Source organism: Paenibacillus lentus (assembly GCF_042714055.1).
GTDB lineage: Bacteria > Bacillota > Bacilli > Paenibacillales > Paenibacillaceae > Fontibacillus > Fontibacillus lentus_A.
The window spans coordinates 174,057-195,699 of sequence record NZ_JBHGVC010000006.1 but is presented as its reverse complement, the minus strand read 5'-3'; the positions used below and the strand labels follow the sequence as shown (position 1 = coordinate 195,699).

Annotated in this window: 15 protein-coding genes; 14 read left to right on the top strand and 1 reads right to left on the bottom strand. The window is 48.3% G+C overall.

Annotation, left to right across the window (positions count from 1 at the left end):
- The first annotated feature begins 36 nt into the window (after positions 1 to 36).
- The 14 genes from ACE3MQ_RS16055 (at position 37) to ACE3MQ_RS15990 (ending at position 21,200) form a co-directional block, all read left to right on the top strand.
- On the top strand, positions 37 to 543 hold the full coding sequence (locus ACE3MQ_RS16055) for a type 1 glutamine amidotransferase domain-containing protein (protein WP_379394396.1): 507 nt from the start codon (positions 37 to 39) through the stop codon (positions 541 to 543).
- Positions 544 to 600: 57 nt separating this feature from the next.
- The gene (locus ACE3MQ_RS16050; protein WP_379394394.1) at positions 601 to 1,065 is read left to right on the top strand and encodes a hypothetical protein; all 465 of its coding nucleotides are present in this window, start codon (positions 601 to 603) and stop codon (positions 1,063 to 1,065) included.
- A gap of 610 nt (positions 1,066 to 1,675) precedes the next feature.
- Positions 1,676 to 2,920, top strand: coding sequence for a histidine--tRNA ligase (gene hisS, locus ACE3MQ_RS16045; protein ID WP_379394392.1), 1,245 nt, complete (start codon positions 1,676 to 1,678; stop codon positions 2,918 to 2,920).
- Between the two features lie 764 nt (positions 2,921 to 3,684).
- Positions 3,685 to 5,466 carry an aspartate--tRNA ligase gene (gene aspS / locus ACE3MQ_RS16040; protein ID WP_379394390.1) on the top strand — a complete coding sequence of 594 codons (1,782 nt, stop codon included), beginning with the start codon at positions 3,685 to 3,687 and terminating at the stop codon, positions 5,464 to 5,466.
- An 81-nt stretch (positions 5,467 to 5,547) separates the two neighbouring features.
- Positions 5,548 to 6,300: a tRNA threonylcarbamoyladenosine dehydratase gene (locus ACE3MQ_RS16035; RefSeq protein ID WP_379394388.1), complete on the top strand. Its 753-nt coding sequence runs from the start codon at positions 5,548 to 5,550 to the stop codon at positions 6,298 to 6,300.
- A 156-nt stretch (positions 6,301 to 6,456) separates the two neighbouring features.
- Complete coding sequence (locus ACE3MQ_RS16030; protein ID WP_379394387.1) at positions 6,457 to 8,610, top strand: HelD family protein; 2,154 nt, start codon at positions 6,457 to 6,459, stop codon at positions 8,608 to 8,610.
- 239 nt (positions 8,611 to 8,849) lie between these two features.
- On the top strand, positions 8,850 to 9,896 hold the full coding sequence (locus ACE3MQ_RS16025; protein ID WP_379394386.1) for a GntR family transcriptional regulator: 1,047 nt from the start codon (positions 8,850 to 8,852) through the stop codon (positions 9,894 to 9,896).
- A 114-nt stretch (positions 9,897 to 10,010) separates the two neighbouring features.
- Positions 10,011 to 12,482 (top strand): family 43 glycosylhydrolase, encoded by a 2,472-nt coding sequence (locus ACE3MQ_RS16020; RefSeq protein WP_379394384.1) that lies wholly within the window; start codon positions 10,011 to 10,013, stop codon positions 12,480 to 12,482.
- A 35-nt stretch (positions 12,483 to 12,517) separates the two neighbouring features.
- On the top strand, positions 12,518 to 14,368 hold the full coding sequence (locus ACE3MQ_RS16015) for a cache domain-containing sensor histidine kinase (protein WP_379394382.1): 1,851 nt from the start codon (positions 12,518 to 12,520) through the stop codon (positions 14,366 to 14,368).
- Positions 14,369 to 14,381: 13 nt separating this feature from the next.
- A complete protein-coding gene (locus ACE3MQ_RS16010) occupies positions 14,382 to 15,983 on the top strand; it encodes a response regulator (RefSeq protein ID WP_379394380.1) in 1,602 nt (533 codons plus the stop codon).
- Between the two features lie 229 nt (positions 15,984 to 16,212).
- The gene (locus tag ACE3MQ_RS16005; protein WP_379394378.1) at positions 16,213 to 17,529 is read left to right on the top strand and encodes an ABC transporter substrate-binding protein; all 1,317 of its coding nucleotides are present in this window, start codon (positions 16,213 to 16,215) and stop codon (positions 17,527 to 17,529) included.
- A 108-nt stretch (positions 17,530 to 17,637) separates the two neighbouring features.
- Positions 17,638 to 18,534, top strand: coding sequence for a carbohydrate ABC transporter permease (locus tag ACE3MQ_RS16000; protein WP_379394376.1), 897 nt, complete (start codon positions 17,638 to 17,640; stop codon positions 18,532 to 18,534).
- A gap of 17 nt (positions 18,535 to 18,551) precedes the next feature.
- Complete coding sequence (locus tag ACE3MQ_RS15995; RefSeq protein ID WP_379394374.1) at positions 18,552 to 19,364, top strand: carbohydrate ABC transporter permease; 813 nt, start codon at positions 18,552 to 18,554, stop codon at positions 19,362 to 19,364.
- Between the two features lie 75 nt (positions 19,365 to 19,439).
- On the top strand, positions 19,440 to 21,200 hold the full coding sequence (locus tag ACE3MQ_RS15990) for a glycoside hydrolase family 2 protein (protein ID WP_379394372.1): 1,761 nt from the start codon (positions 19,440 to 19,442) through the stop codon (positions 21,198 to 21,200).
- Positions 21,201 to 21,283: 83 nt separating this feature from the next.
- On the opposite strand, the gene ACE3MQ_RS15985 is transcribed toward ACE3MQ_RS15990, so the two are convergent.
- Positions 21,284 to 21,586 (bottom strand): CD3324 family protein, encoded by a 303-nt coding sequence (locus tag ACE3MQ_RS15985; protein ID WP_199925584.1) that lies wholly within the window; start codon positions 21,584 to 21,586, stop codon positions 21,284 to 21,286.
- Positions 21,587 to 21,643: the final 57 nt, after the last annotated feature.

The window sequence follows — 21,643 nt, the reverse complement described above, 5'->3', positions numbered from 1 at the left end:
ATGCGAAGGCAAAACCATTGGAAGGAGAGGATATCCATGAGTAAGGTAGCCTTTCTGTTGGCTAATGACTTTGAAGATTCGGAAATGCAGGTTCCATATGACGAAGTGAAGAAGGCCGGACATGAAGCCGATATTATTGGCCTTAAGGCAGGAGAGACATTGAAGGGAAAGCAGGGCAAAGCCGAATATAAGTCGGATAAAGCCATTGCTGATGTCAAAGTCTCGGATTATGATGCTGTCGTCATCCCTGGCGGGTCGTCTCCGGAAAACCTTCGCCTAAATGACGGAATACTGCAATTTGTAAAAGAGGCGAATGAGGCCAAAAAGCCAATTGCCGCGATTTGTCACGGGCCGCAAATATTGATTAGCGCTGATCTACTGAAGGATCGCACGATTACGTGCTATCCCCCGTTAAAAGACGATGTGATCAATGCCGGAGCCGAATTTAAAGATCAGGAGGTTGTCGTCGACGGTAACTATATTACATCGCGCACACCTAAGGATGAGCCGGCCTTTGTACGTGAAATTCTGCAGGTGCTGTAATTGACGGGGAAGCTCTTTCCCGATTCCCGATTATCGTATGATAAAGGAGAGAACGATATGGCTAAGCATATACAAGCTTATTTTAAAAGTGAGGATCAGGCGGAGGGAGCCAGGACGAGCCTGCTCTCGTTTGAGACCGAGCAAGTCGAGGTAGGGCGCCTGGAGCATTCGATTGGGACGGACAACAACATCCTTGTTCCTTTCGTCCCCGTCAACAATAGTGCAACAGGAGGCACTTACGGCGCGGTAGGCTACCCGGGGGCAGCAGGAGGACAAGGCGTCATTCCCGTCGTAGGGCCGGACGGGCCGATAACCGGCGAGGACGTAAATGAGGAACAATTCGAAGACAGAAGGAACAGGTATGAAGCCGATTCTGTCGTTGACCTGAATGATTTCGGCGAAGAAGATTACGACAGCCTGAAATACGTACTGAGCGTTAAGGTTCAAGAAAAGGACTACGATGCCGTCGTTCATAAATTGCGTTCTCAGGGCGCTTTTGTAGCCCAGCTTGATGAATCATAAGCGATTAATAAATCGCTTTCGTTTATGTAATATAACTGTAATATTACTTTCATGTTCCTTTAACATAGCCTGTTTATAATAAGAGCATGACCCCCTTTTAATATATACTTGTTGGACCTGCACCCCGTTGGTAGCAGGTCTTTTTCTTTTCAAGGCTTGACTTTGTGTGAGGGGTTCCTTAAAATCTAAAAATATACACAATTTCTTTAATACTTTTATTCGATGACGGGAGAAAGTAATTCAGCCCCACATCCACAGAGAGGAATCCCGGCGTGAGGGTCATATTGTGTTCCGAGCTTGTCTCGAACCCTATGCAGCTCATGACTGGCTGGAAGGATTCTGGTGATGATTGAACGAAAGACTTCCCTGAGAACTGGCGGCGAAATAGGTAGCAGAGTAGCCGAACGGCGTAGGCGGGCGTTAACCGCATAAAGCGAATGCCGTTATTTTTGCAGGAGGATTACTTCTGGTTTAAAGCGCGGTAATCGGAATGTGGGTGGCACCACGGGTGATTTGGTAAACGATCTCTCGTCCCTGTTTGATTTATGAACAGGGACGGGAGTTTTTTATTTTCACTGCTTAAGTATGATCTTAGATGGAGGGATGGGCCATGGCTTTTCAAAAACCGACAGGCACGCAGGACATACTGCCCGGCGCTGTAGAAAAGTGGCAATTCATTGAAGAGAAAGCCAGAGATTTGTGCCGTCGATTCAATTACAAGGAAATTCGCACCCCGATCTTCGAACAAACTTCATTGTTCGAACGCGGGGTCGGGGAGACGACGGATATTGTCGAGAAAGAAATGTACACGTTCACTGATAAGGGCGACCGGAGCATGACGCTTCGTCCGGAAGGCACAGCGGGAGTCGTTCGTGCTTATGTCGAGAACAAGCTGTACGGCGAGCCGGATGTAACCAAGCTGTATTACATCGGCCCGATGTTCCGCTATGAACGCCCCCAGGCGGGTCGCCAGCGGCAGTTCCATCAATACGGCGTAGAAGTATTCGGCGCCACCGATCCGGCGATTGACGCCGAGGTTGTAGCTCTTGGCTACGAGTACTGCCGAGAGCTTGGTTTACAGGATGTCAAGGTGGAGCTGAACTCCGTCGGCAATCCGGCAAGCCGCGCCGCATACCGCGACAAGCTGCTCGGATTCCTTATGCCGATGAAGGATGAGCTGTGCAAGGATTGCCAATCCCGGATTGAGCGCAATCCGATGCGAGTACTCGACTGCAAGGTGGATCAGGCTAAATTCACAGACGCCCCTTCCATTCTGGACAGCTTGGATGAAGAGTGCACGACGCACTTTGCCAAAGTACAGGAGCTGCTGTCTGCGATGGGCATTGAGTACGTGATCAATCACCGTCTCGTGCGCGGCCTGGACTATTACACGCATACCGCGTTTGAATATAAAGCCCAAGGGATCGGAGCCATCGATACGATTGGGGGAGGAGGCCGCTACAATGGTCTCGTCTCCGAAATCGGCGGTCCCGACCAGCCGGGCATCGGCTTCGGCCTCGGTCTGGAGCGAATCGCGCTCATCCTTGAGAAGCAAGGAATCAGCTTCACGGCGGAGAAGCCGCTCGATGTCTACCTTGTTGCCTTAGGCGAAGCCGCCGACAAGGAAATCTCGACACAGTTGTTCAAGCTGCGTCAAGCAGGCTTCTCGGCCGAGCGCGACTACCTGGGCCGTAAAATGAAGGCGCAAATGAAGTCCGCCGACCGGATGAAAGCCCGTTATACCGCGATCCTTGGCGAGGACGAGCTGGAACGCGGCGAAATTGCCCTTAAGTCGATGGAAACTGGCGAGCAGCGGACCGTCAAGCTCGCTGAGCTTGTGAACGAGCTGAAGTAGGCGGCAGTTGCCCTGCACCACAGTGAGCGAATCCCCGTGAGGGGAGAGCGTCTCCTTAGACGAAAGCAGAGGTAAGAACCGTAAGCCATGCTGTAAGCAGTAGAAGCTTTGCATCTTAGCAAGCGTAACTCTACAGGAGAGAGCGCAACCCGCAAGAAGCAAATGCTCTGCACTATAGTGAGCGAATCCCCAAAGGGGAGAGCGTCTCCTTAGACGAAAGCAGAAGTAAGAGCCGTAAGCCATGCTGTAAGCAGTAGAAGCTTTGCATCGCAGCAAGCGTATCTCCGTAGGAGAGAGCGCAACCTGCAAGAAGCAAATGCTCTGCACTATAGTGAGCGAATCCCCAAAGGGGAGAGCGCCCACTAAGCCCGCAGTACCGCCAATACGCACTCTCCGTAGCAGTCATCACCCCAATCGCAGGAGCGCCGGCGTAAAGCGGGCCCGTCAGGGCGGCAAGCGGCTGATAGCACTACACCTACCCGGGTGAGCCGAAAGCAGAAGAACTATGCAGCGTGTTTGCCAGGTAACCCGGGAGTGCCAAAAGTAAGACGTACCCGAAGGGGGAAAAGCGTTCAACGCACCAACTCAGCGCATTCCAGAAGGGAACAGCGGCTGCAGGAACATCTCTTCACCTCCTACGTTACTCCAGTTTGCGGGAGTCCCGAGGGCAGCGAGCCCTCGGGGGCCCTCCCTTACGGTAAGGGAGGGTTTGGGTGGGTTGAGACCCTGGTTGAGACAATATATCTAATGAAGGAGCCATAAACATGAATCGTACTCATCATTGCGGATCGCTTAGCGCCGCTCATATTGGAGAAACTGTAACCCTGAACGGCTGGGTGCAAACCCGCCGTGACCTAGGAGGCGTTCTGTTCATCGACCTCCGCGATCGCAGCGGTATCGTGCAGATCGTATTCAACCCCGCCTATTCCGGCCAAGCGCTGGAGATTGCCGACAAAGTGCGCAGCGAATACGTCCTCGCCGTTCAAGGCCAAGTAGTACAGCGGGATCCCGAAACGGTAAACCCGAACCTGCCAACCGGAGAGATCGAGGTTCAAATTACGGAAATCGAAGTGCTGAATGCGGCGAAAACACCTCCGTTCTTTATTGAAGACGGCGTAGAAGTGGACGAGTCCATTCGCTTGAAATACCGTTACCTGGATCTTCGTCGTCCAGAAATGCAAAAAACATTATTGCTTCGCTCCAAAGCGGCGAAAGTATTCCGCGACTTCCTCGACGGGGAAGGATTTATCGAAGTGGAAACCCCAATTCTGACGAAGAGCTCCCCGGAAGGGGCGCGTGATTATCTCGTACCAAGCCGGGTGCATGCGGGCGAGTTCTTTGCTCTGCCGCAATCGCCGCAGCTGTACAAGCAGCTGTTGATGGTCAGCGGAGTAGAGCGCTACTATCAAATCGCTCGCTGCTTCCGTGACGAGGATCTTCGTGCTGACCGCCAGCCTGAATTTACACAGGTGGACATCGAGACCTCTTTCCTGTCCCGTGACGAATTGCTGGACATGATGGAGAGACTCGTGGTACGCCTGTTCAAAGAAACAAAGGGAATCGATATTCCTACACCATTCCAACGCTTGAGCTATGCAGAAGCGATGGGCAAATACGGTTCCGACAAGCCTGACCTGCGTTTTGGCCTGGAATTGATTGAAGTGAACGACATTGTTTCTACCTGCGGCGTTAAAGTATTCTCCTCCGTGATCGAGAAAGGCGGAGAAGTTAAGGTGCTTAACGCTAAAGGCTGCGGCACATGGAGCCGTAAAGAAATCGACGATCTTGGACCGTTTGCGGCTCGTTACGGAGCGAAGGGCCTCGCGTGGATTCAGGTGAAGGAAGGCGAGTTCCGCGGACCTATCGTTAAATTTTTCACCGAAGAAGAAATTGAAGCGCTGAGAGAGCGCACAGGTGCAGAAGAAGGCGATCTCTTGCTCTTCTCTGCAGACACCAAGAAAGTCGTAGCTGACGTACTTGGCAATCTGCGTCTCAAAATCGGCCGCGATCTCGGTCTGATCGACGATAATGTGTACAAATTCGCTTGGGTTGTCGACTTCCCGCTGCTAGGCTGGGATGAAGAGCAGAAGCGCTATGTCGCCGAGCATCATCCGTTCACGCGTCCTCGCGACGAGGATATCGCTTTGTTTGACACGGATCCGGGTAAAATTTTGGCTCAAGCCTATGACCTCGTGTTAAATGGATACGAAGTAGGCGGCGGTTCGATGCGGATCTACAAACGGGACATTCAGGAGAAAATGTTCAAAGCAATCGGCTTGTCCCAGGAAGAAGCCCAGGAGAAGTTCGGCTATCTGCTCGACGCCTTTGAATATGGTACTCCTCCGCATGGCGGCGTAGCCTTCGGCTTTGACCGTCTGGTGATGCTGCTGGCTGGCCGCAGCAACCTGCGTGAGACGATTGCGTTTCCGAAGACGGCAAGCGCGACAGACCTGCTCATGAATGCACCTTCTGAAGTGGACGCACCTCAATTGGAGCAGCTGCATATTAAACTGGCCGCAAAGCCGGCTGAAGATAAAAAACAATAATACCTTAGCAAGAAGCGGGTACTGCTCCCTGTCAGGAAGCCGTAGCCCGTTTCTGCTTCATAAAGGAGGACTGCGGGAAGTATGCTTCATCAGTTTTCACGAACAGAGCTAGCCATCGGGACAGAAGGTCTGGAAGCATTGAAGAACAGCACGGTCGCTGTACTTGGTATCGGTGGAGTCGGTTCGATCACTGTGGAAGCTTTGGCGCGAACAGGAGTCGGACGCATTATTCTTATCGATAAAGACGTCGTCGATATTACGAACCTTAACCGTCAAATCCATGCTTTAACGACAACGATCGGACAGAAAAAAGCGGATTTGATGTGCGAACGGGTAAAGTTAATTAACCCGGAATGCGAGACGATTGCGCTTAACATGTTCTATACGGAAGAAACCTATGAGCAGCTGTTCCAGTACGATATTGATTACGTGCTGGATGCTTCGGATACGATTATGTACAAAATCCATCTCATTAAAGAATGCCTGAAGCGGAAAATTCCGCTGCTGTCCAGCATGGGAGCTGCTAACAAGATGGATCCGACCCGGTTTCAGGTGGCGGATATTTCAAAAACATCGGTTGACCCGATGGCTCGCGTCATTCGCACCAAGCTGCGTAAAGACGGCATTAAAAAAGGGGTTAAGGTTGTATTTTCCACGGAGGAGCCCGTTAAGCCTCGCCAGGATGTGACCGAGAGAATTGCCCCGGCTGGCGCAAAAATCCGCAAGGCGAAGCAGCCTCCGGCCAGTAATTCTTATGTTCCGCCCGTCGTCGGCCTCATTATGGTCAGCGTAGCCGTCCGGGAACTGCTTGAAATCAATGGGATCAAGATATAAAAAAAGTGGCGGGTAGTTATAAGCGACTCTTCCTTATTAAGTTAAGGCAGTCGCTTTTTGTTTTCCATGGTGGTATAATGTAACTCCTTTTGACTTCTGGATATGGAAAATACACGCCAGGACAATTGGAATACTAAACCTTAGGAGGTAACTGAAATGAACGATTTTCAAAGTGCCTATCAAGAAGAGAAGGAGCGGCTGGACCGCACCTTACAGGAGATCGATCGCCAATTGTCAGCTCTGCAGGCCATACCTGTGTACACAGGACATGATTTCACGGAGCAGGTACTGGAGGCTGGCCGGGAAGGCCAGCGCCAGCAGTTGGAGAAGTCATCGCGTGAACCTTACTTCGGCAGACTGGATTTTGAGGAGCAGGGACGGGAGCCAGCCACGCTCTATATCGGTAAAGTCGGCGTAGGCGATCCTTCGGGCAAGCATCCAATCGTTATGGACTGGAGAGCGCCGGCAGCTAGTTTGTTCTATTCGTTCACGGGCGGAGATTCAGCATCCTATGAAGCGCCGGAGGGTATTATTGAGGGTCTTGTCTATTTAAAAAGAAACATCGTGATCCGCCAGCAAATTCTGGATCGTGTCGTCGATACGTACAACCGGGAGGATGCCGGGCCGGCGGTGTCGGATGAGTTCCTTGTCTATCGTCTAGGCGAGAATAAAGACAATCGTCTACGGGATATTGTGTCCACGATCCAGGCCGAGCAAGATCAGATCATTCGGGCGGCTAAGAATACAGCGCTCATTATCCAAGGCGTAGCGGGCAGTGGAAAAACGACGGTAGCGCTGCATCGCTTGGCCTTTTTGCTGTATCAATATAAAGAGCAGATACAGGCGGAGCGCATGATCATTTTTGCACCGAACCACATGTTTATCGACTATATCTCCGAGGTGCTGCCAGAGCTCGGCGTAGGCGATATTCAACAGCGTACGTTCACGGATTGGGCAGCGGAAGTGCTTGGTATGGAGCATCCTGCGGAAGCCGGACAAGGCGACCTCCAACGCTGGTTCGACACGGCTCAAACAGAGCCGTTGCCGGAAACCGGGCTGCCCGCCCGATTTAAAGGCTCGGTTCAATTCAAAGCCCTGATCGATGCCTTCCTCGAGAATATGGAATCCCTATGTGTGCCGAAAATTGATTTTGAGCCCTGGGACGGGGCAAGACTTTTCTATGCGGAGATTATGGCATGGTTTGAGGGAGAGTATAAGCATTATCCCGTTGCAAGGCGCAAGGAGCGGGTTCTTGCCCGAATTCATCGCTGGATCGAGATGGAGCTGAAAAATTCTTCGTCTACGGCGGCTCTCAAGGAACGGAAGAAGAAGGCGCAGCAGCGTGAGAAAGCCTATGCTAAGAAGTGGCCCGAGCTTACGCCGTTATCGCTTTACGAGGAGCTTTTTCAGATGAAAAAGAGCGGTGGTATGGGCTTGTCCGATATATCTGCTAACATCCCTGCCCCGATCTGGAAGGAAACCCGCGGCAACCTGAAGCAGGGGATCTTTAAAGAGGAGGATCTCGCTGCGCTGTTATATTTATTTACCCGAATCAACGAGATTGAAGGGAAAATGATCTTTGACCATGTTGTGATTGATGAAGCTCAGGATTTTTCGCCCTTTCAGGTCGCTGTACTTGACCGGTTTGTTAAAGGGCACTCCTTTACGATTCTAGGCGATTTGTCGCAAGGCATCCATTATTACAAAGGGGTGCGCGATTGGCGTGAAATGCAGGAGCTGTTCCGTTTGGAGGATACGGCTTATTTTGCCCTGACGCGGAGCTATCGCTCAACGATGGAAATTATTTCGTTTGGTAATGACATTTTAACTAAGGGAGTTGGAACTGAACTGCTGGCTGTGCCCGTATTCCGCAGCGGGGAGGCGGTAAAGCTGTTATCTGCGGGAGGAACGGAGCGGATTACCGCCATTATAGAGGTATTGAAGGCCGTGCTCACGGGAAGCTACCGAACGACGGCGCTGCTGACGAGGACGCTGCAGGATGCCTGCGAGCTTCATGAATTGCTCGTTCAGGAAGGGATCGACGTCAATTTGATCAATGGAAATAGCCAGCAATATGCGGGTGGGATATCGGTTCTCCCGGTATATTTGTCTAAAGGGCTTGAGTTCGACGCTGTTATCGTTACGGATGTCGATAGAGAGCATTACTCTAGCGAGGATGCCAAGCTGCTTTACGTCGGCTGTACTCGGGCGTTGCACGAGCTCTGGCTGTTGCATGGAGAGAAATTGCCTGATTATGTGCTCCCGGATGATACAGAGATGGTCATGAACATGACTCGTCCTCTCCTGTAAATTCAGACATCATTAAATTGAAGTATAGGTTTAAGCATTGGAAGAGCTGTTTCGGCAGCTCTTTCATATTTTTCAGCTAAAAATATGCCGTCCTGGACGATAGCAAAAAAGGCGCATCCGCTCTCATGCGGGATATCTGATGTTATAATCATTTATACGTCTTAAGCATTAATCTGCAAGCGAAAGGTAGATATAAATAAGCTGAAAGCAGCCTGAAATAGAGAGGATGTGACTAGCCCATGAAGTCATTGCCGCTATACAAAATGATTCAAGAGGATATCCGGTATCTCATACGGACGGGGCAGCTGAGGCCAGGGGATCGCGTCCCATCGGAGACAGAGCTCGCCGAGCAGTATCATGTAAGCAAGATTACAACTAAAAATGCTTTGAATGGACTGGCTGAAGAAGGAATCCTGATCAGGCATCGGGGAAAAGGGACATTTGTCAATCATATCCCCACGGATATCCAGTCTATGAGCGGTCATAAGGGATTAATAGGGCTAATTCTCCCCAGCATGAAGACAAAGGTAGATCAGCGGATCATCAATGCTATCGAACAATACGTTCGGGAAAACGGTTATCATCTCCTGATCAAAATTACACAGGAATCATCGCTGGAAGAGAGCAGGGCTATTGAGGATTTGCTCCAATTAAGGGTAAAGGGGCTCATCATATTCCCGATTGAACAGGAGATGTATAATAATGATATTTTAAGATTGTCATTGAATCGGTTTCCGCTCGTCTTGATCGATCGTTATCTGAAAGAAATCGAGACTTATAGTGTAAGCGCAGATAACGTGGATGGTTCCTATCAGGCGGTCAAGCATCTCATTACACGAGGGCATCAGCAAATTGCTTTTGTGACGATGGAAGTGACCAATTCGGTGACAGCAGATCGGGCGCTGGGATTTGAGAAGGCGTTCCTAGAAAGAAATCTGTCGATTAACAAAAATTTATGGTGCGTGGTAAGCATAGCTGATATGGCTTCGGGAAAAGGAAGCTCCATGATTCAGGAATTTCTGAGAAATCACCCTGAAATTACGGCGATCTTCACTGGAAATGCAGAACTCACTCACATGACGCTTCGGGCCATGAAACATATGAATCTGTCAAATGAGCAACGTCTGGAACTGATCAGTTTTGATCAGTCCGATTTAGCAGAAGTGAGCTACATCAAGCAAAATGTTGAGGAAATGTGCAAAATCACTGTGGAGCTCCTGCTGGAGCAGATACACGGGACGTTTCTCCCAAGAAGAGTAACCATACCTGTCATTCTATTTCATTAAAAGAACAGTCATTTCAATTATATACTCTATAAGATATAAAAAACTTCAAGGAGTGATGATAAGATGGCGGTAAAATAGAAAGCGATTACATTCGCCTGTGGGAGGAAAGGACGCATGAGAAGATATTTAAAGATTTTGCTTGTTCTAATGGTAGGATGCATGACTTTGCCGTCTTCGTTGGCGCAAGCCTATCAGAACCCAAACACACTCAGCAATGAATGGGCAACTTATGGTTCCGGTGATCCTTATATTTTGAAATTCAAAGGCGATTATTATTTGTACGTCAGCACGAAGGACTCCGAGACAGGCATTAAAGCCTGGAGCTCGCCGGACTTAGTCAATTGGACATATGCCGGACTTGTGGCAACAGACCCGGTTACGAAAGGAGCTTACGCACCGGAGGTTATTTATTGGAATGGCTACTTCTATATGTATACCTCTCCAGGCGGAAACGGTCATTACGTACTTCGCAGCGAAAGCCCAACGGGGCCTTTCACCGTTCAAACCCCGAATAAAGGATTGAGTATTGATGGGCATGTGTTTATTGATGACGATGGACAGTGGTACTTCTACCGCGCCGCACATGGCCAGATGGTCGCTCATCCTATGAGTGATCCTTATACTTTTGGAGCCGGACATAATACCGGCGCCTCAATTAGCGGAGGCTGGACAGAAGGGGCTACCGTCATTAAGCGGAACGGAAAATATTACATGACATATACCGGAAATCATGTCCATAGTCCGGCTTACCGGATTGATTATGCGGTTAGCAGCAATCCTTTAACGGGATTTGTGCCTGCCAGCAAACAGAATCCCGTCGTCCTCTCGACCGAAGGGGAAACGATTGGATTGGGCCATAATGGGTTAGTTACCGGCCCGGATCTGGATTCGCTTTATATGTTCTATCATAATTGGAAGGGCTACACGCCTGAAGGCTGGCCAATTCGAAGCATTAATATGGATCGTGTCGTATGGAACGGGGACAAAATGCTCGTCTTGGGCCCTACGACAACGTCACAGCCCGACCCGGATATGCCGGATTTTTATGACCGCTTTAACAGAACGGCCATCGGCTCGAACTGGTACAATGTAAACGGCGGGAATTGGGGCATCTATAACCAGGAGTTAATGTGGCAGGATAGCCTGGGGTCTACGGCGGCGCATAAACAAATTACGAACGCGGAGACGGATGCGAATTATACGGCAGAGTTCCATATGAAGCAAATGAATCGAGGCACAAGCGCCTTCCCGCGTTACGGCGCTACATTTTCTTATGAAAATGAAGATAATTACGGCGTGGCGATGCTGAGCGAATTGAACAACCGCCTGGAAGTCAATTTTGTAGTAAACGGTGTGCCTCAAGAATGGGTTTATGCTTCACTGCCTTCCGGGTTTGATTATAGCAAGTGGCATAGCATTCGGGTCGAGAAGTCAGGGAACGAATTCCGAATCTATGTGGATCAAATGCTGAAGATCGTACAAAACGCGAAGCTTAGCGGTGGTCAGGTCGGCTATTTAACCGAAGACACGCATGCTGATTTTGCTTATGTCGCATTCAGCAACAAAGTGGACGGCAGTAACGCTTGGGATGCGTACAAGCCCGTCCCCGGCAAAGTAGAAGCTGTTCATTATATGAGCGGTGGTGAAGGAATCGCTTATCATGATACAACTGCAAATAATCTGGGCGGCGAATATGGAAATGAGGCGGTAGATATCCGCGTTAATCCGGAGGGCGGCTATAACGTAGGCTGGAACCAGTCTGGGGAATGGTTGAAGTACAAGGTGAATGTGGCTTCAACGGGAGCTTATGACGTTACGTTTCGAATGGCAACCACAATGAATGGCGTACAAATCAGACTGTGGGACGGAACGACGGATTTGACCGGTATTGTGCAAATCCCTAATACTGGCGGCTGGGATGAATGGCGCTCGATAACGGCTAAGGGCATACCTCTCACGCAAGGCTTAAGAGAATTACGCGTTGAATTTGTGACCGGTGAGGCCGACTTTGCCAGTATGGAATTCCAGCATCATGCAAGCGTACCTCATTTTAGCGATAACTTTGATGGCGGCAAGAGCGGCGACTGGAAGCAATGGGAAGGAAGCTGGTCTGTAAGCGACGGGCTGTATCACTCCGCAGGCGGCACATTTGCCAAATCAACGATTGGCGATGATCATTGGGCGGACTACACCGTGGAAGCGGATATTCGCATGAATGAGGGCGGAGGAGACTCGGGGATCATTGTCCGCGGAACCAATCCGGCAAATGGTCTGGAGCTTGGACAAGGCAATGCCGATTTCTTACAAGGATATTATGCTTATATCAAGACGGATGGAGTGTATCTCGGTAAACAAAATTACAACTGGAGCCCTTTAACGGGTGTGAATCTGGCTCTGTCCACAGGCACATGGCATAAAATGAAGGTAGTCGTTCAGGGAACGAATATTAAGGTGTACGTAGGCGATATGAACGTTCCGAAAATTGATTATAACGATAACTCGGAAACGGCATTTACCCATGGAAAGGCGGGTTTAAGGACGGCTCATCAGAGTACGTCGTTTGATAACTTCACGGTCTATCCTTAATTATAGTTCTGAAATAATGGAAGAAGGATCCTGCCATGCGGCTGGGTCTTTCTTTGTTCGTATCGAAGCAGGTGGAGATGATGACGATGAGATTAAGCAAAGGCTGGCGGCATTTGCGAAAGAGCATTAAATACAAATGGATATTGCTGCTCATGACGATTACACTAATCCCTTTGTTTATTTTGGGGCTGGTTTCGTATTCAATTACAAAAGACGCCATTGACAAGAAGGTGGCAGACTCCTCGAAGCAGTTGATTAGACAGACGGGTGAAAATATCGATATCCGCTTCTCCGGGTACAAAGATATGCTGATGCAGGTCATCACGAACACGGAAATTATGTCTTTGCTGCATAAGCTGCAGCAGCGTGATGAGAGCATTGTGGAACATCTCACTCTCACTACCAAGCTGGCTTACTTCACGGCGGTTTCTCCGGAGTTCAAATCTATTTCGTTTATTACGGATGCTCAATATATTAAGGGAATTTTTCGCTGGGAGGATCTTGAAGCACATCGGGCCGATTTCTATGAGCGGACGATGTCCGAGCGGAATTCTTATGTCTGGTTTCCCACAAGACTAGGTCAGTATTCGGATACGGCGGACAACCATGAAGAGCTGGTCTTCTCTCTGGCCAAGCAGGTATTCAACATTCATGATGGCCGGCAAATGGGCATGGTAGTTGTGCTCGATATTCGGGAAGAGATGCTTAGCGATATTTTGAATAAAAATACAGACGGGGAGCTATATACAGAAAGCTTCGTGATCGATCAGAATGGAATCATCTTATCGCATGCGGACAAATCCATGCTGATGACGCCGATAAACCTCTATTTTCAACATGATGCGGGGGCGGCTATTCAGGACGGGGTGAAGGAAGGCAGCTTCGTGGCCAAGTATAAAGGGAAGGAGGTTATGGTGAACTACCTGCAGTTAAAGAGCAACGATTGGAAGGTTGTACATATTATAGAACGGTCCAGCTTATACAAGGACTCGAATCAAGTGATAAAAGTAATCGCTATGATCATGATATTGTGCGTATTGTTCTCGATCATTACGGCCTATGCCATGGCATCGTCTGTCTCCAAGCCCTTAAAAGAGATGGTGAAGGCGATGAAGCAGGTTCATCTTGGCAATCTAGCGATACGAATTCGCATCAATAAGAACAGAATGGATGAAATCGGCAGTCTAGAGAACCATTTTAATGATATGGTGGGGAGAATTGAAGAATTGGTGGAAGCGGTGTATGTGGAGCAGAATAATAAAAGAATCGCCGAGGTAAAAGCCCTGGAGGCGCAAATCAATCCGCATTTTCTCTATAATACACTGGACGCGATCAAATGGACGGCGCTGTTCCAGAAAGCGAATAATACGGCGGAGATGGCCCGGTTATTATCCCGCTTGCTGCATATCAGTATCGGAAAAGGAAGCGATACGGTCCTTGTTCAAGAGGAACTAGAGCATGTGGAATGTTATATGGGAATTCAAAACTTGCGCACCGCTACTCCGATTGAAGTAAATTATGAAATCGAAGACAAGGTGAAGATGTATAGAACGCCTAAGGTTATTTTGCAGCCGATTGTAGAAAATGCGGTGCTGCATGGATTTGCGGATCAGCCGCAGGGAGCTGTAATTACGATTCGCTGCAGGCAGGAGGGGAATCGTCTATTATTCGAAATTATAGACAATGGCCTCGGTTTTGAGGATGAGGTTCATTTCGGTAGCCTGGTACCGGATGATTTGCCGAAAGGAGCTTTTTTCCTAGGGGTGGGCATCTCTAATGTAGAGGAAAGAATCAAGCTGATTTGCGGGGAAGAGTACGGCCTTGCTATAAACAGCAAGCCTGGAAAGGGAACCGTTGTGGTTATTACGCTGCCAATACTAGAGTAGTCAGGGGGACACTATGTACAAAGTACTGATCGTTGACGATGAGCATTTCGTCCGCTATGGAATTAAAGCGATGATAGATTGGGAAAGTATGGGGTTTGATGTGGTTGGCGAAGCAAGCAACGGCATGGAGGGCCTTCTTGCTTTCGAAGAGCTGGAGCCCGATGTCGTCATTACCGATATCAAAATGCCTGTGATGGATGGGATCGAGTTTGTCAGACAGGTCAGGGCATTGGATCGGCAGGTTAAGCTGATTTTGCTGACTTGTCTTGACGATTTTGAGTATGCCCAGAAGGCAATACGTCTCGGAATTACGGATTATTTGATCAAGTCAGATATTATGCCCAAGGATTTGGAGCAGGTGATGATGAATCTGAAGACCGTTCTGGACGAGGCTCAATATGCCGCTGGTCACTCCGCGGGTCGGCAAGCGCACGAATCGAATCAGGATAGCGTTACCAAAGAAGCATTGTTAATGGGGCTGGCACACGGCACGATTTCGGAGGCCAACGTAACCGAGCAGAAACTGCAAGCAGCGGGCCTGTCTCCCGTTAGGACTCCTTTGATCTTACTCTATATTGGGATCGATGATTTGGAAAAGCTGAGAAGTCATCACACGGAAGATGAAATCATAATGCTCCATACCAAGGGGATTGAAGTGATTCGGAAAGCATGCTCCCTGGATTCAGAGGACAACGAAATTATCTCCGGAACTACGGGGGTGTGGAGTGTACTGCTAAAAGGGATTTCCGGCGAAGCGGCAGAGGAATTGGCGCAACGGCTCATTTCCCGTTTCTCTGACAAATTAGGGCTATCGATTACGCTTGGGGTAAGCAGTCTGTTTCATTCCTTGCTTGAGCTTCGTAATGCTTATCTACAGGCAGAGCATCGCTATCGGCTCAAGCTGTTTCTCGGATGCGGCATAGTGATTGGCCAAGAATTCGTATACGAAACTGAACATGCGGAGAATCCGGTTCCGATGATGAACAAGAAGCTGAATGATTATTTGTATTCCTTGGATAGTGAAGCGATGCAGCAATACCTTGTCGATACCTTCGATCATGCAAAGGCAAGGCTCGACTATGAAGGCGTGCATTTAATATCCATTGAACTGCTGCTGAATTTGACCAATATGTATTTGGAATTGTCCCATGATCAAGAATGGCTGTATGAACGGAAGAAGGAATTATTTGACCAGATTAAACAGCTTGAAACGCTGGAGGAGATTATATCGTGGTTCGTACAGATCTATGAGGAATTGATCCGAAAGATGCGGGCCGTCTATTCAAGTGATCAAGGAAGCGTTGCGAAGGCCATTCAGTACATCGAGCAGAACTATGATCAAGATCTGTCGCTCCAAGTGCTGAGTCAGTATGTTCATCTTAGTAAAAATTACTTCTCTAATTTGTTTAAGCGAGAAATGGGCGAAGGGGTCATCGACTATATTACCAAAGTTCGGCTTGATCGTGCCAAAGCCTTGCTTCGCAATACAGATCTTAGGAGCAGTGAGATCGGCACGTTGATCGGCGTTTCCGACTCGAAGTATTTCTCCAAACTGTTTAAAAAAATGACAGGCGCAACACCAAGCGAATACAGGGATGGGATGAAGTCCATGTAAGTCATCTGTAAATTTTACACGGATAGAGAGAAATATTGCACCGTAAAGACCAGATATGAAGAATCAAGCAGTAAAAACCTTATTTTTTACGATAGATAGCGTGGTTTATTCCGTTTGAATGACTGCCGCTTTATTCTAATATGAAATTCAAGAACAGAATGAATACGCTTGCATTACAGGCGAGTTGGAAGAAGCTGTTCTAAACCTATACAAGAAAAGGGGATACGCCATGGCTAGAAAGAACAGGTTCACGACAATGTTATTCATGATGCTTGCGATCATACTGATTGCAGCAGGCTGCTCCAGCCAAGGAAACAGTCCGGCCAACTCGGGAAAGGCGGCGGAGACGAATAGCGGCGCAGGCAGCAGTGAGGCCAGCGGGCCGGTCGAAATTACGTTTTGGAATCTATTTGGGGGCGGGGAAGGCGATTTTGTCGATCAGATCGTAGACGGTTTTAACGGATCCCAGCAAGAGGTTAAGGTCAAAACGCTGCGGCTGGAATCGGGCGAGTATTATGCCAAGTTCGGTACAGCACTGGCCTCTGGCAAAGGTCCGGATGTAGCGGTAGCTCATGCTGACCGGCTTGCGCCTTTTGTCAAGGCAGGGCAATTAAGTGGGCTGAATGAGCTGACGGAGAAAGCCGACTTTGATTTCAGCGAAATTACGGATAGCAACGTGGAAAGCGTCAGCTATGACGGAATTTCCTATGCCGTTCCCATCGATACTCATTTCCACATGTTCTACTACAATAAAGATTTGCTTGGGGAGGCAGGGCTGCTAAACGAGGATGGCACACCGAAGTTTGGCGAGATTTCTCCTGAAGGCTTCAAGCAGTTTTTGACAGAGATCAAGAGCAAAGTACCAGGAGTAACGCCGTTTAGTGTGAATACGCCGTATTTTCATGAGCCCTTCTACAATTTATATTATCAGGCTGGCGGCAGTATTTTGACGGATGATCTGAGTCAAGCCGACATTAACAATGAGCAAGCAATAGATGTGCTGAAATTTTATTTGGATCTCTATGATCAAGGTCTTAGCGATATTAACGACAAGACGCCTTGGGATACATTCCATAGCGGCAAATCCGCGACCTGGTTTGGCGGCGTGTGGGAAGCGGGCTGGCATCTCGGCGAAGAAGGCCTGAATGTCGGCATCACCTCGATTCCTCCGATCTTTGGCAGCGAGACGCATTGGGCAGCCTCCCATACTCTCGTTATTCCTGAATATGTGACGGAAGAGAAGCAGGTTGCTGCAATGAAATTCATGAAGTACTTCACGCTTGAGGGCGGGAAAATTTGGGCGCAAGCGGGTCATGTTCCAGCAGCGAAGGCGGTAACTGCCAGTGACGAATACATGAACCTTCCGTATCGGGAAGAGTTTGTCGCCTCGCAAAAGACGGTCAAGCATGCACCTAAGACGAATCGGTACAATGCGATCGATACGGTGGTGAAGGATGTGCTTCAGGCTGTTATTTTTAAAACCATGACGCCGGAAGAAGGGGTAAAGGGCATGGAGAAGGATATTAACGAAATTCTTCAAAATTAAGAGTAAGGTGGGTGAAATGAAACCGTATCTGATGATGCGGTTTCATTCCTTAAACCTTGAAAGCGGGCTTGGTTTCGCAGTTCCGCATCGCGTTGGAGGAGGATGACCGTGAAAGCTCAGCAAGCAGCAAGCGGGTGGAAAAGGCAATTGAAAAATGAGTTTTCAGCCATTGCATTTCTAGCCCCATTTTTAATTCCGCTTCTTGTTTTCTATATTTGGCCATTGCTTAGAGGCGCTTATATTAGCCTTCATTCCTGGACGATTTTGGGGATGGAGAAGTATGTGGGCTTCGATAATTATACAAAAATATTGACAAACAGCGATTTTTATAAATATTTATGGAACAGCTTGTATTTTGTTATTTTAGTCGTTCCGATCATTATTTCGCTCGGTCTGTTGCTGGCTCTGTTAATTCACCGCAAGATTCCGTTTCAGACGATGTTTAGATCAATTTACTTCCTGCCTTATGTACTTTCCGTTTCCGTGATTAGCTTTATCTGGCTCAGAATGTTCGATTCCAAGCATGGACTCGTGAATGTCATCCTGGAGGCTCTCGGATTATCCTCAGTTCACTGGCTTACAAATCCTAAGGCAGCATGGTGGTCCATTGTCATTGCTACCGTGTGGTGGACGGTCGGCTTTGTCATGGTATTGTTCTTGGCAGGGCTGCAGGAAATATCACAGGAGCTCTATGAGGCCGCTGATATTGACGGCGCGTCTTCGTTTCATAAATTCCGGTTCATTACGCTTCCGGGCCTATCTTCTGTGATGAAGGTACAAATATTTTTTCAAATCATCGCGGGCTTGAAGCTGTTCGGGCAGGTACAGATTATGACCAATGGCGGACCCGGGGATACGACGAATACGATCATCCGTTATATCTATGTCACGGGATTCAAGAAGGATATGTTCGGGCTTGCAGCCGCACAATCTACGTTGTTTTGTATTTTTATGCTGTTGATTGCCGCGGTTCAATACATTGTTGTTAACAGAAAAGAGTCGTAGATGGAGAGTGAATAGAGGTGGCGCGAGCAGCAATTTATAGTTTAACCGTCATACTGGCAGTCATATTTGTGATTCCTCTAGTTTGGATGTTTGTCGTTTCCTTGAAGCCTGAAGGCGTATCCGCGATTACGATTGCAGAGTGGGCGGACTTCTCGGACTTAACCATTAGAAACTATGCCAAAGTATTAACCGAATCGCAAATTTTGAGATGGACCTGGAATAGCTTCGTGATCGGAGCCGTAACTACGCTTATTACCGTGATCATTAGCTCGTTGGGGGCATTTGCTTTTTCACGCAAAACATTTAGATCCAAGGGGTTTTTATTTATCTTATGCGTGTCCGGGCTGCTGATTCCGACGGAAGCCATGCTGATTCCTTTATACGAGACGGTCTTAAGCATTGATTTGCTTGATAATATGTGGGGCATTATTTTGCCCAGCCTGACGAATCCGCTTGGACTGATCTTGATTAAGCAATTTATGGATGGGCTGCCGAAGGACTATATGGAAGCAGCGCAAATCGATGGGGGGCGGGATTTCCGCCTGTGGTGGTCAATTTATTTGCCTCTAACGCGTTCAGCCATGATTGCAATTGGTATTTTCTATTTTATTATGTCCTGGAATAATTTCATCTGGCCGTATATCGCGATTAATTCGGAAGAAAACATGGTGCTTTCTACAGGATTGCCGACCTTCCTTTCAAATAATGTGCTGCATGTGAACACGATTATGGCAGCCAGTGCGATCGCTGCTATTCCTACGATGATTGTTTATATTTTTCTCCAAAAACATATCGTCCAGGGTGTATCGATGACAGGAGTTAAAGGGTAGATTAGACGCTTTAATCAGCTGCTTAAGACGACATAGCATGAGATAGAACCAGGATGAAGGAGTAGATGAGAGACAATGGGAACACAGATGTATATCAAGGATTATCCAAGACCGCAATTCGTAAGAACCGACTGGGTTAATTTGAATGGCGAGTGGAGCTTCGGATTCGATGATGAAAACATGGGTGAGCGCTTGGGATGGCCAAAGAAGTTCGGCGGTAATCGCCAAATTGTTGTTCCTTTCACTTATGAAACGAAAGCCAGCGGTATTGGCGAAGAAGAGCATCATTCTAACGTATGGTATCATAGGACGCTGGATATTCCGGCCGAGAAAGCCGGCAGGCGAGTCATACTGAACTTCCAAGCCGTTGATTATATCGCCAAGGTTTGGGTGAATGGGGAGTATGTTGGACGGCATCAGGGAGGCTATTCCGCGTTTTCCTTCGATATTACCTCCTATATCACTTGCGGAGAAGCCAATAGCTTGACGGTTAAGGTGGAAGATAGCATGGATGCTGCCCAGCCGCGAGGGAAGCAGCGTTGGGAACAGAATAGCTTCGAGTGCTTTTACGTGCAGACGACGGGGATCTGGCAGTCGGTATGGCTGGAATACGTGGCGCCTGCTTATATCGAAAATGTGAAAATAACCCCAGACGTCGACGCATGGAAGGTGAGGTTTGAATATCAAATGAGCGGCGATTGGCCGGCCGGAGATATTTGGCTGGAAACGATCGTTAGTTTGCAGGGGGAGCAGGTTAAAAAGGTCGGCTTGGCGATGGATCGAGCCTGGCTCCAGTTGGAGGTTGACCTGGTTCACGAAGTGAACGGCCCCTGGAAGATGAGCTATTGGACGCCGGACAATCCGAATTTGTATGACATCGAATTTATTTTGTATCGTGGCGATGAGAAGCTTGATCATGTCTATTCCTATTTTGGCATGCGGAAGATTTCCACCAAAGACGGACAGGTATTGCTTAACAACGAACCGATCTACCAGCGGCTTGTTCTGGATCAAGGCTATTGGCCGGAGAGCCATCTTACTCCGCCTTCGGAGGAAGCCATCATTCAAGATATCGATGCGATTCTAGAGATGGGTTACAACGGCGTACGAAAGCATATGAAAGTAGAGGATGCCCGTTTTCTCTACTGGTGCGATGTGAAGGGTTTGCTCGTATGGTCGGAGATGGCAGCTACATTTGAGTTTAACGACAATGCGATTCAGAGGTTTACCAACGAATGGATGGAAGTGGTACGGCAGTATTACAATCATCCATGCATTGTTGTATGGGTTCCATTTAATGAATCCTGGGGAATCATGCAAATTGCCAAGGACAAGAAGCAGCAGCGTTTTACGGAGGCCATCTATCATCTCACCAAAGCTTATGATCCTTACCGGCTTGTCATATCCAATGACGGCTGGGAGCATACGGTGTCGGATCTCATAACGCTCCATGATTACGTAGAATCAGGAGAAGAGTTCCTGCAGCGTTACAAGGATAAAGAGAAAATTACAGGAAACGAAATCGCCTTTAACAATAGGAAATATGCTTTTGCAGATGGTTATGCTTATAGCGGGCAGCCGATCATTGTCAGCGAATTCGGTGGCATTGCCTTTAAAAATGAGGCGGGTTGGGGATACGGCAATCAGGAGTCCTCGGAAGATTCATTCGTGGCAAGACTAAAAGCGATACACCACGCTGTTAAGAATACGGATTATATCGTCGGCTACTGCTATACACAGATTGCGGATGTACAGCAAGAGATGAATGGGCTCCTGACGGAGTCGCGAAAGTTAAAAGTCCCGTTGGAAGTCATAAAGGAGATTAATCAATCCTAGTCTCGTAGGGAACAACATAAGGAGCTGCTCATTAGAAAATCCTAATGGGGCAGCTCCCGTTTCGTTATATGGAGATTTATTGGTTAGCATGAGGGTAATGTTTCCTTCTGGGCAGTTCGCATTTTGGTCAGTATTTTGCGAATGCTCTCGTCTGAGAGATAGTACATCTCGGCTAAATCTCTAACCGATAGGCCTGAACAATACTTACGAAATATTTCCTGATTCCGATTGGCAATCGATGTGCGGGAACCGCTTAACTCTCCCCAGGAAGCACGGTTTTGCTCCGGTTTAGGGATATAGAGAAGCTCACCTTGAATATGGCGCTGCAATTCCTTCAGCAATCGGGGGGGAAGCACATCCTTCCCATTTTTGTAGCTCACGGTCATGTTCCTCCTTGTTTCGATGTGCTCGATCTAGTTCAAGAACGAAATAAGTTAGCATGA

What these genes read in the sequence shown, in the direction of transcription:
- ACE3MQ_RS16010 (WP_379394380.1), top strand. Translation starts at nt 14,382, where the DNA reads ATGTACAAAGTACTGATCGTTGACGATGAGCATTTCGTCCGCTATGGA.
- ACE3MQ_RS16050 (WP_379394394.1), top strand. Translation starts at nt 601, where the DNA reads ATGGCTAAGCATATACAAGCTTATTTTAAAAGTGAGGATCAGGCGGAG.
- ACE3MQ_RS16025 (WP_379394386.1), top strand. Translation starts at nt 8,850, where the DNA reads ATGAAGTCATTGCCGCTATACAAAATGATTCAAGAGGATATCCGGTAT.
- ACE3MQ_RS16005 (WP_379394378.1), top strand. Translation starts at nt 16,213, where the DNA reads ATGGCTAGAAAGAACAGGTTCACGACAATGTTATTCATGATGCTTGCG.
- ACE3MQ_RS15985 (WP_199925584.1), bottom strand. Translation starts at nt 21,586, where the DNA reads ATGACCGTGAGCTACAAAAATGGGAAGGATGTGCTTCCCCCCCGATTG.
- hisS (WP_379394392.1), top strand. Translation starts at nt 1,676, where the DNA reads ATGGCTTTTCAAAAACCGACAGGCACGCAGGACATACTGCCCGGCGCT.
- ACE3MQ_RS16015 (WP_379394382.1), top strand. Translation starts at nt 12,518, where the DNA reads ATGCGGCTGGGTCTTTCTTTGTTCGTATCGAAGCAGGTGGAGATGATG.
- ACE3MQ_RS16020 (WP_379394384.1), top strand. Translation starts at nt 10,011, where the DNA reads ATGAGAAGATATTTAAAGATTTTGCTTGTTCTAATGGTAGGATGCATG.
- ACE3MQ_RS16055 (WP_379394396.1), top strand. Translation starts at nt 37, where the DNA reads ATGAGTAAGGTAGCCTTTCTGTTGGCTAATGACTTTGAAGATTCGGAA.
- ACE3MQ_RS16030 (WP_379394387.1), top strand. Translation starts at nt 6,457, where the DNA reads ATGAACGATTTTCAAAGTGCCTATCAAGAAGAGAAGGAGCGGCTGGAC.
- ACE3MQ_RS16035 (WP_379394388.1), top strand. Translation starts at nt 5,548, where the DNA reads ATGCTTCATCAGTTTTCACGAACAGAGCTAGCCATCGGGACAGAAGGT.
- ACE3MQ_RS15990 (WP_379394372.1), top strand. Translation starts at nt 19,440, where the DNA reads ATGGGAACACAGATGTATATCAAGGATTATCCAAGACCGCAATTCGTA.
- aspS (WP_379394390.1), top strand. Translation starts at nt 3,685, where the DNA reads ATGAATCGTACTCATCATTGCGGATCGCTTAGCGCCGCTCATATTGGA.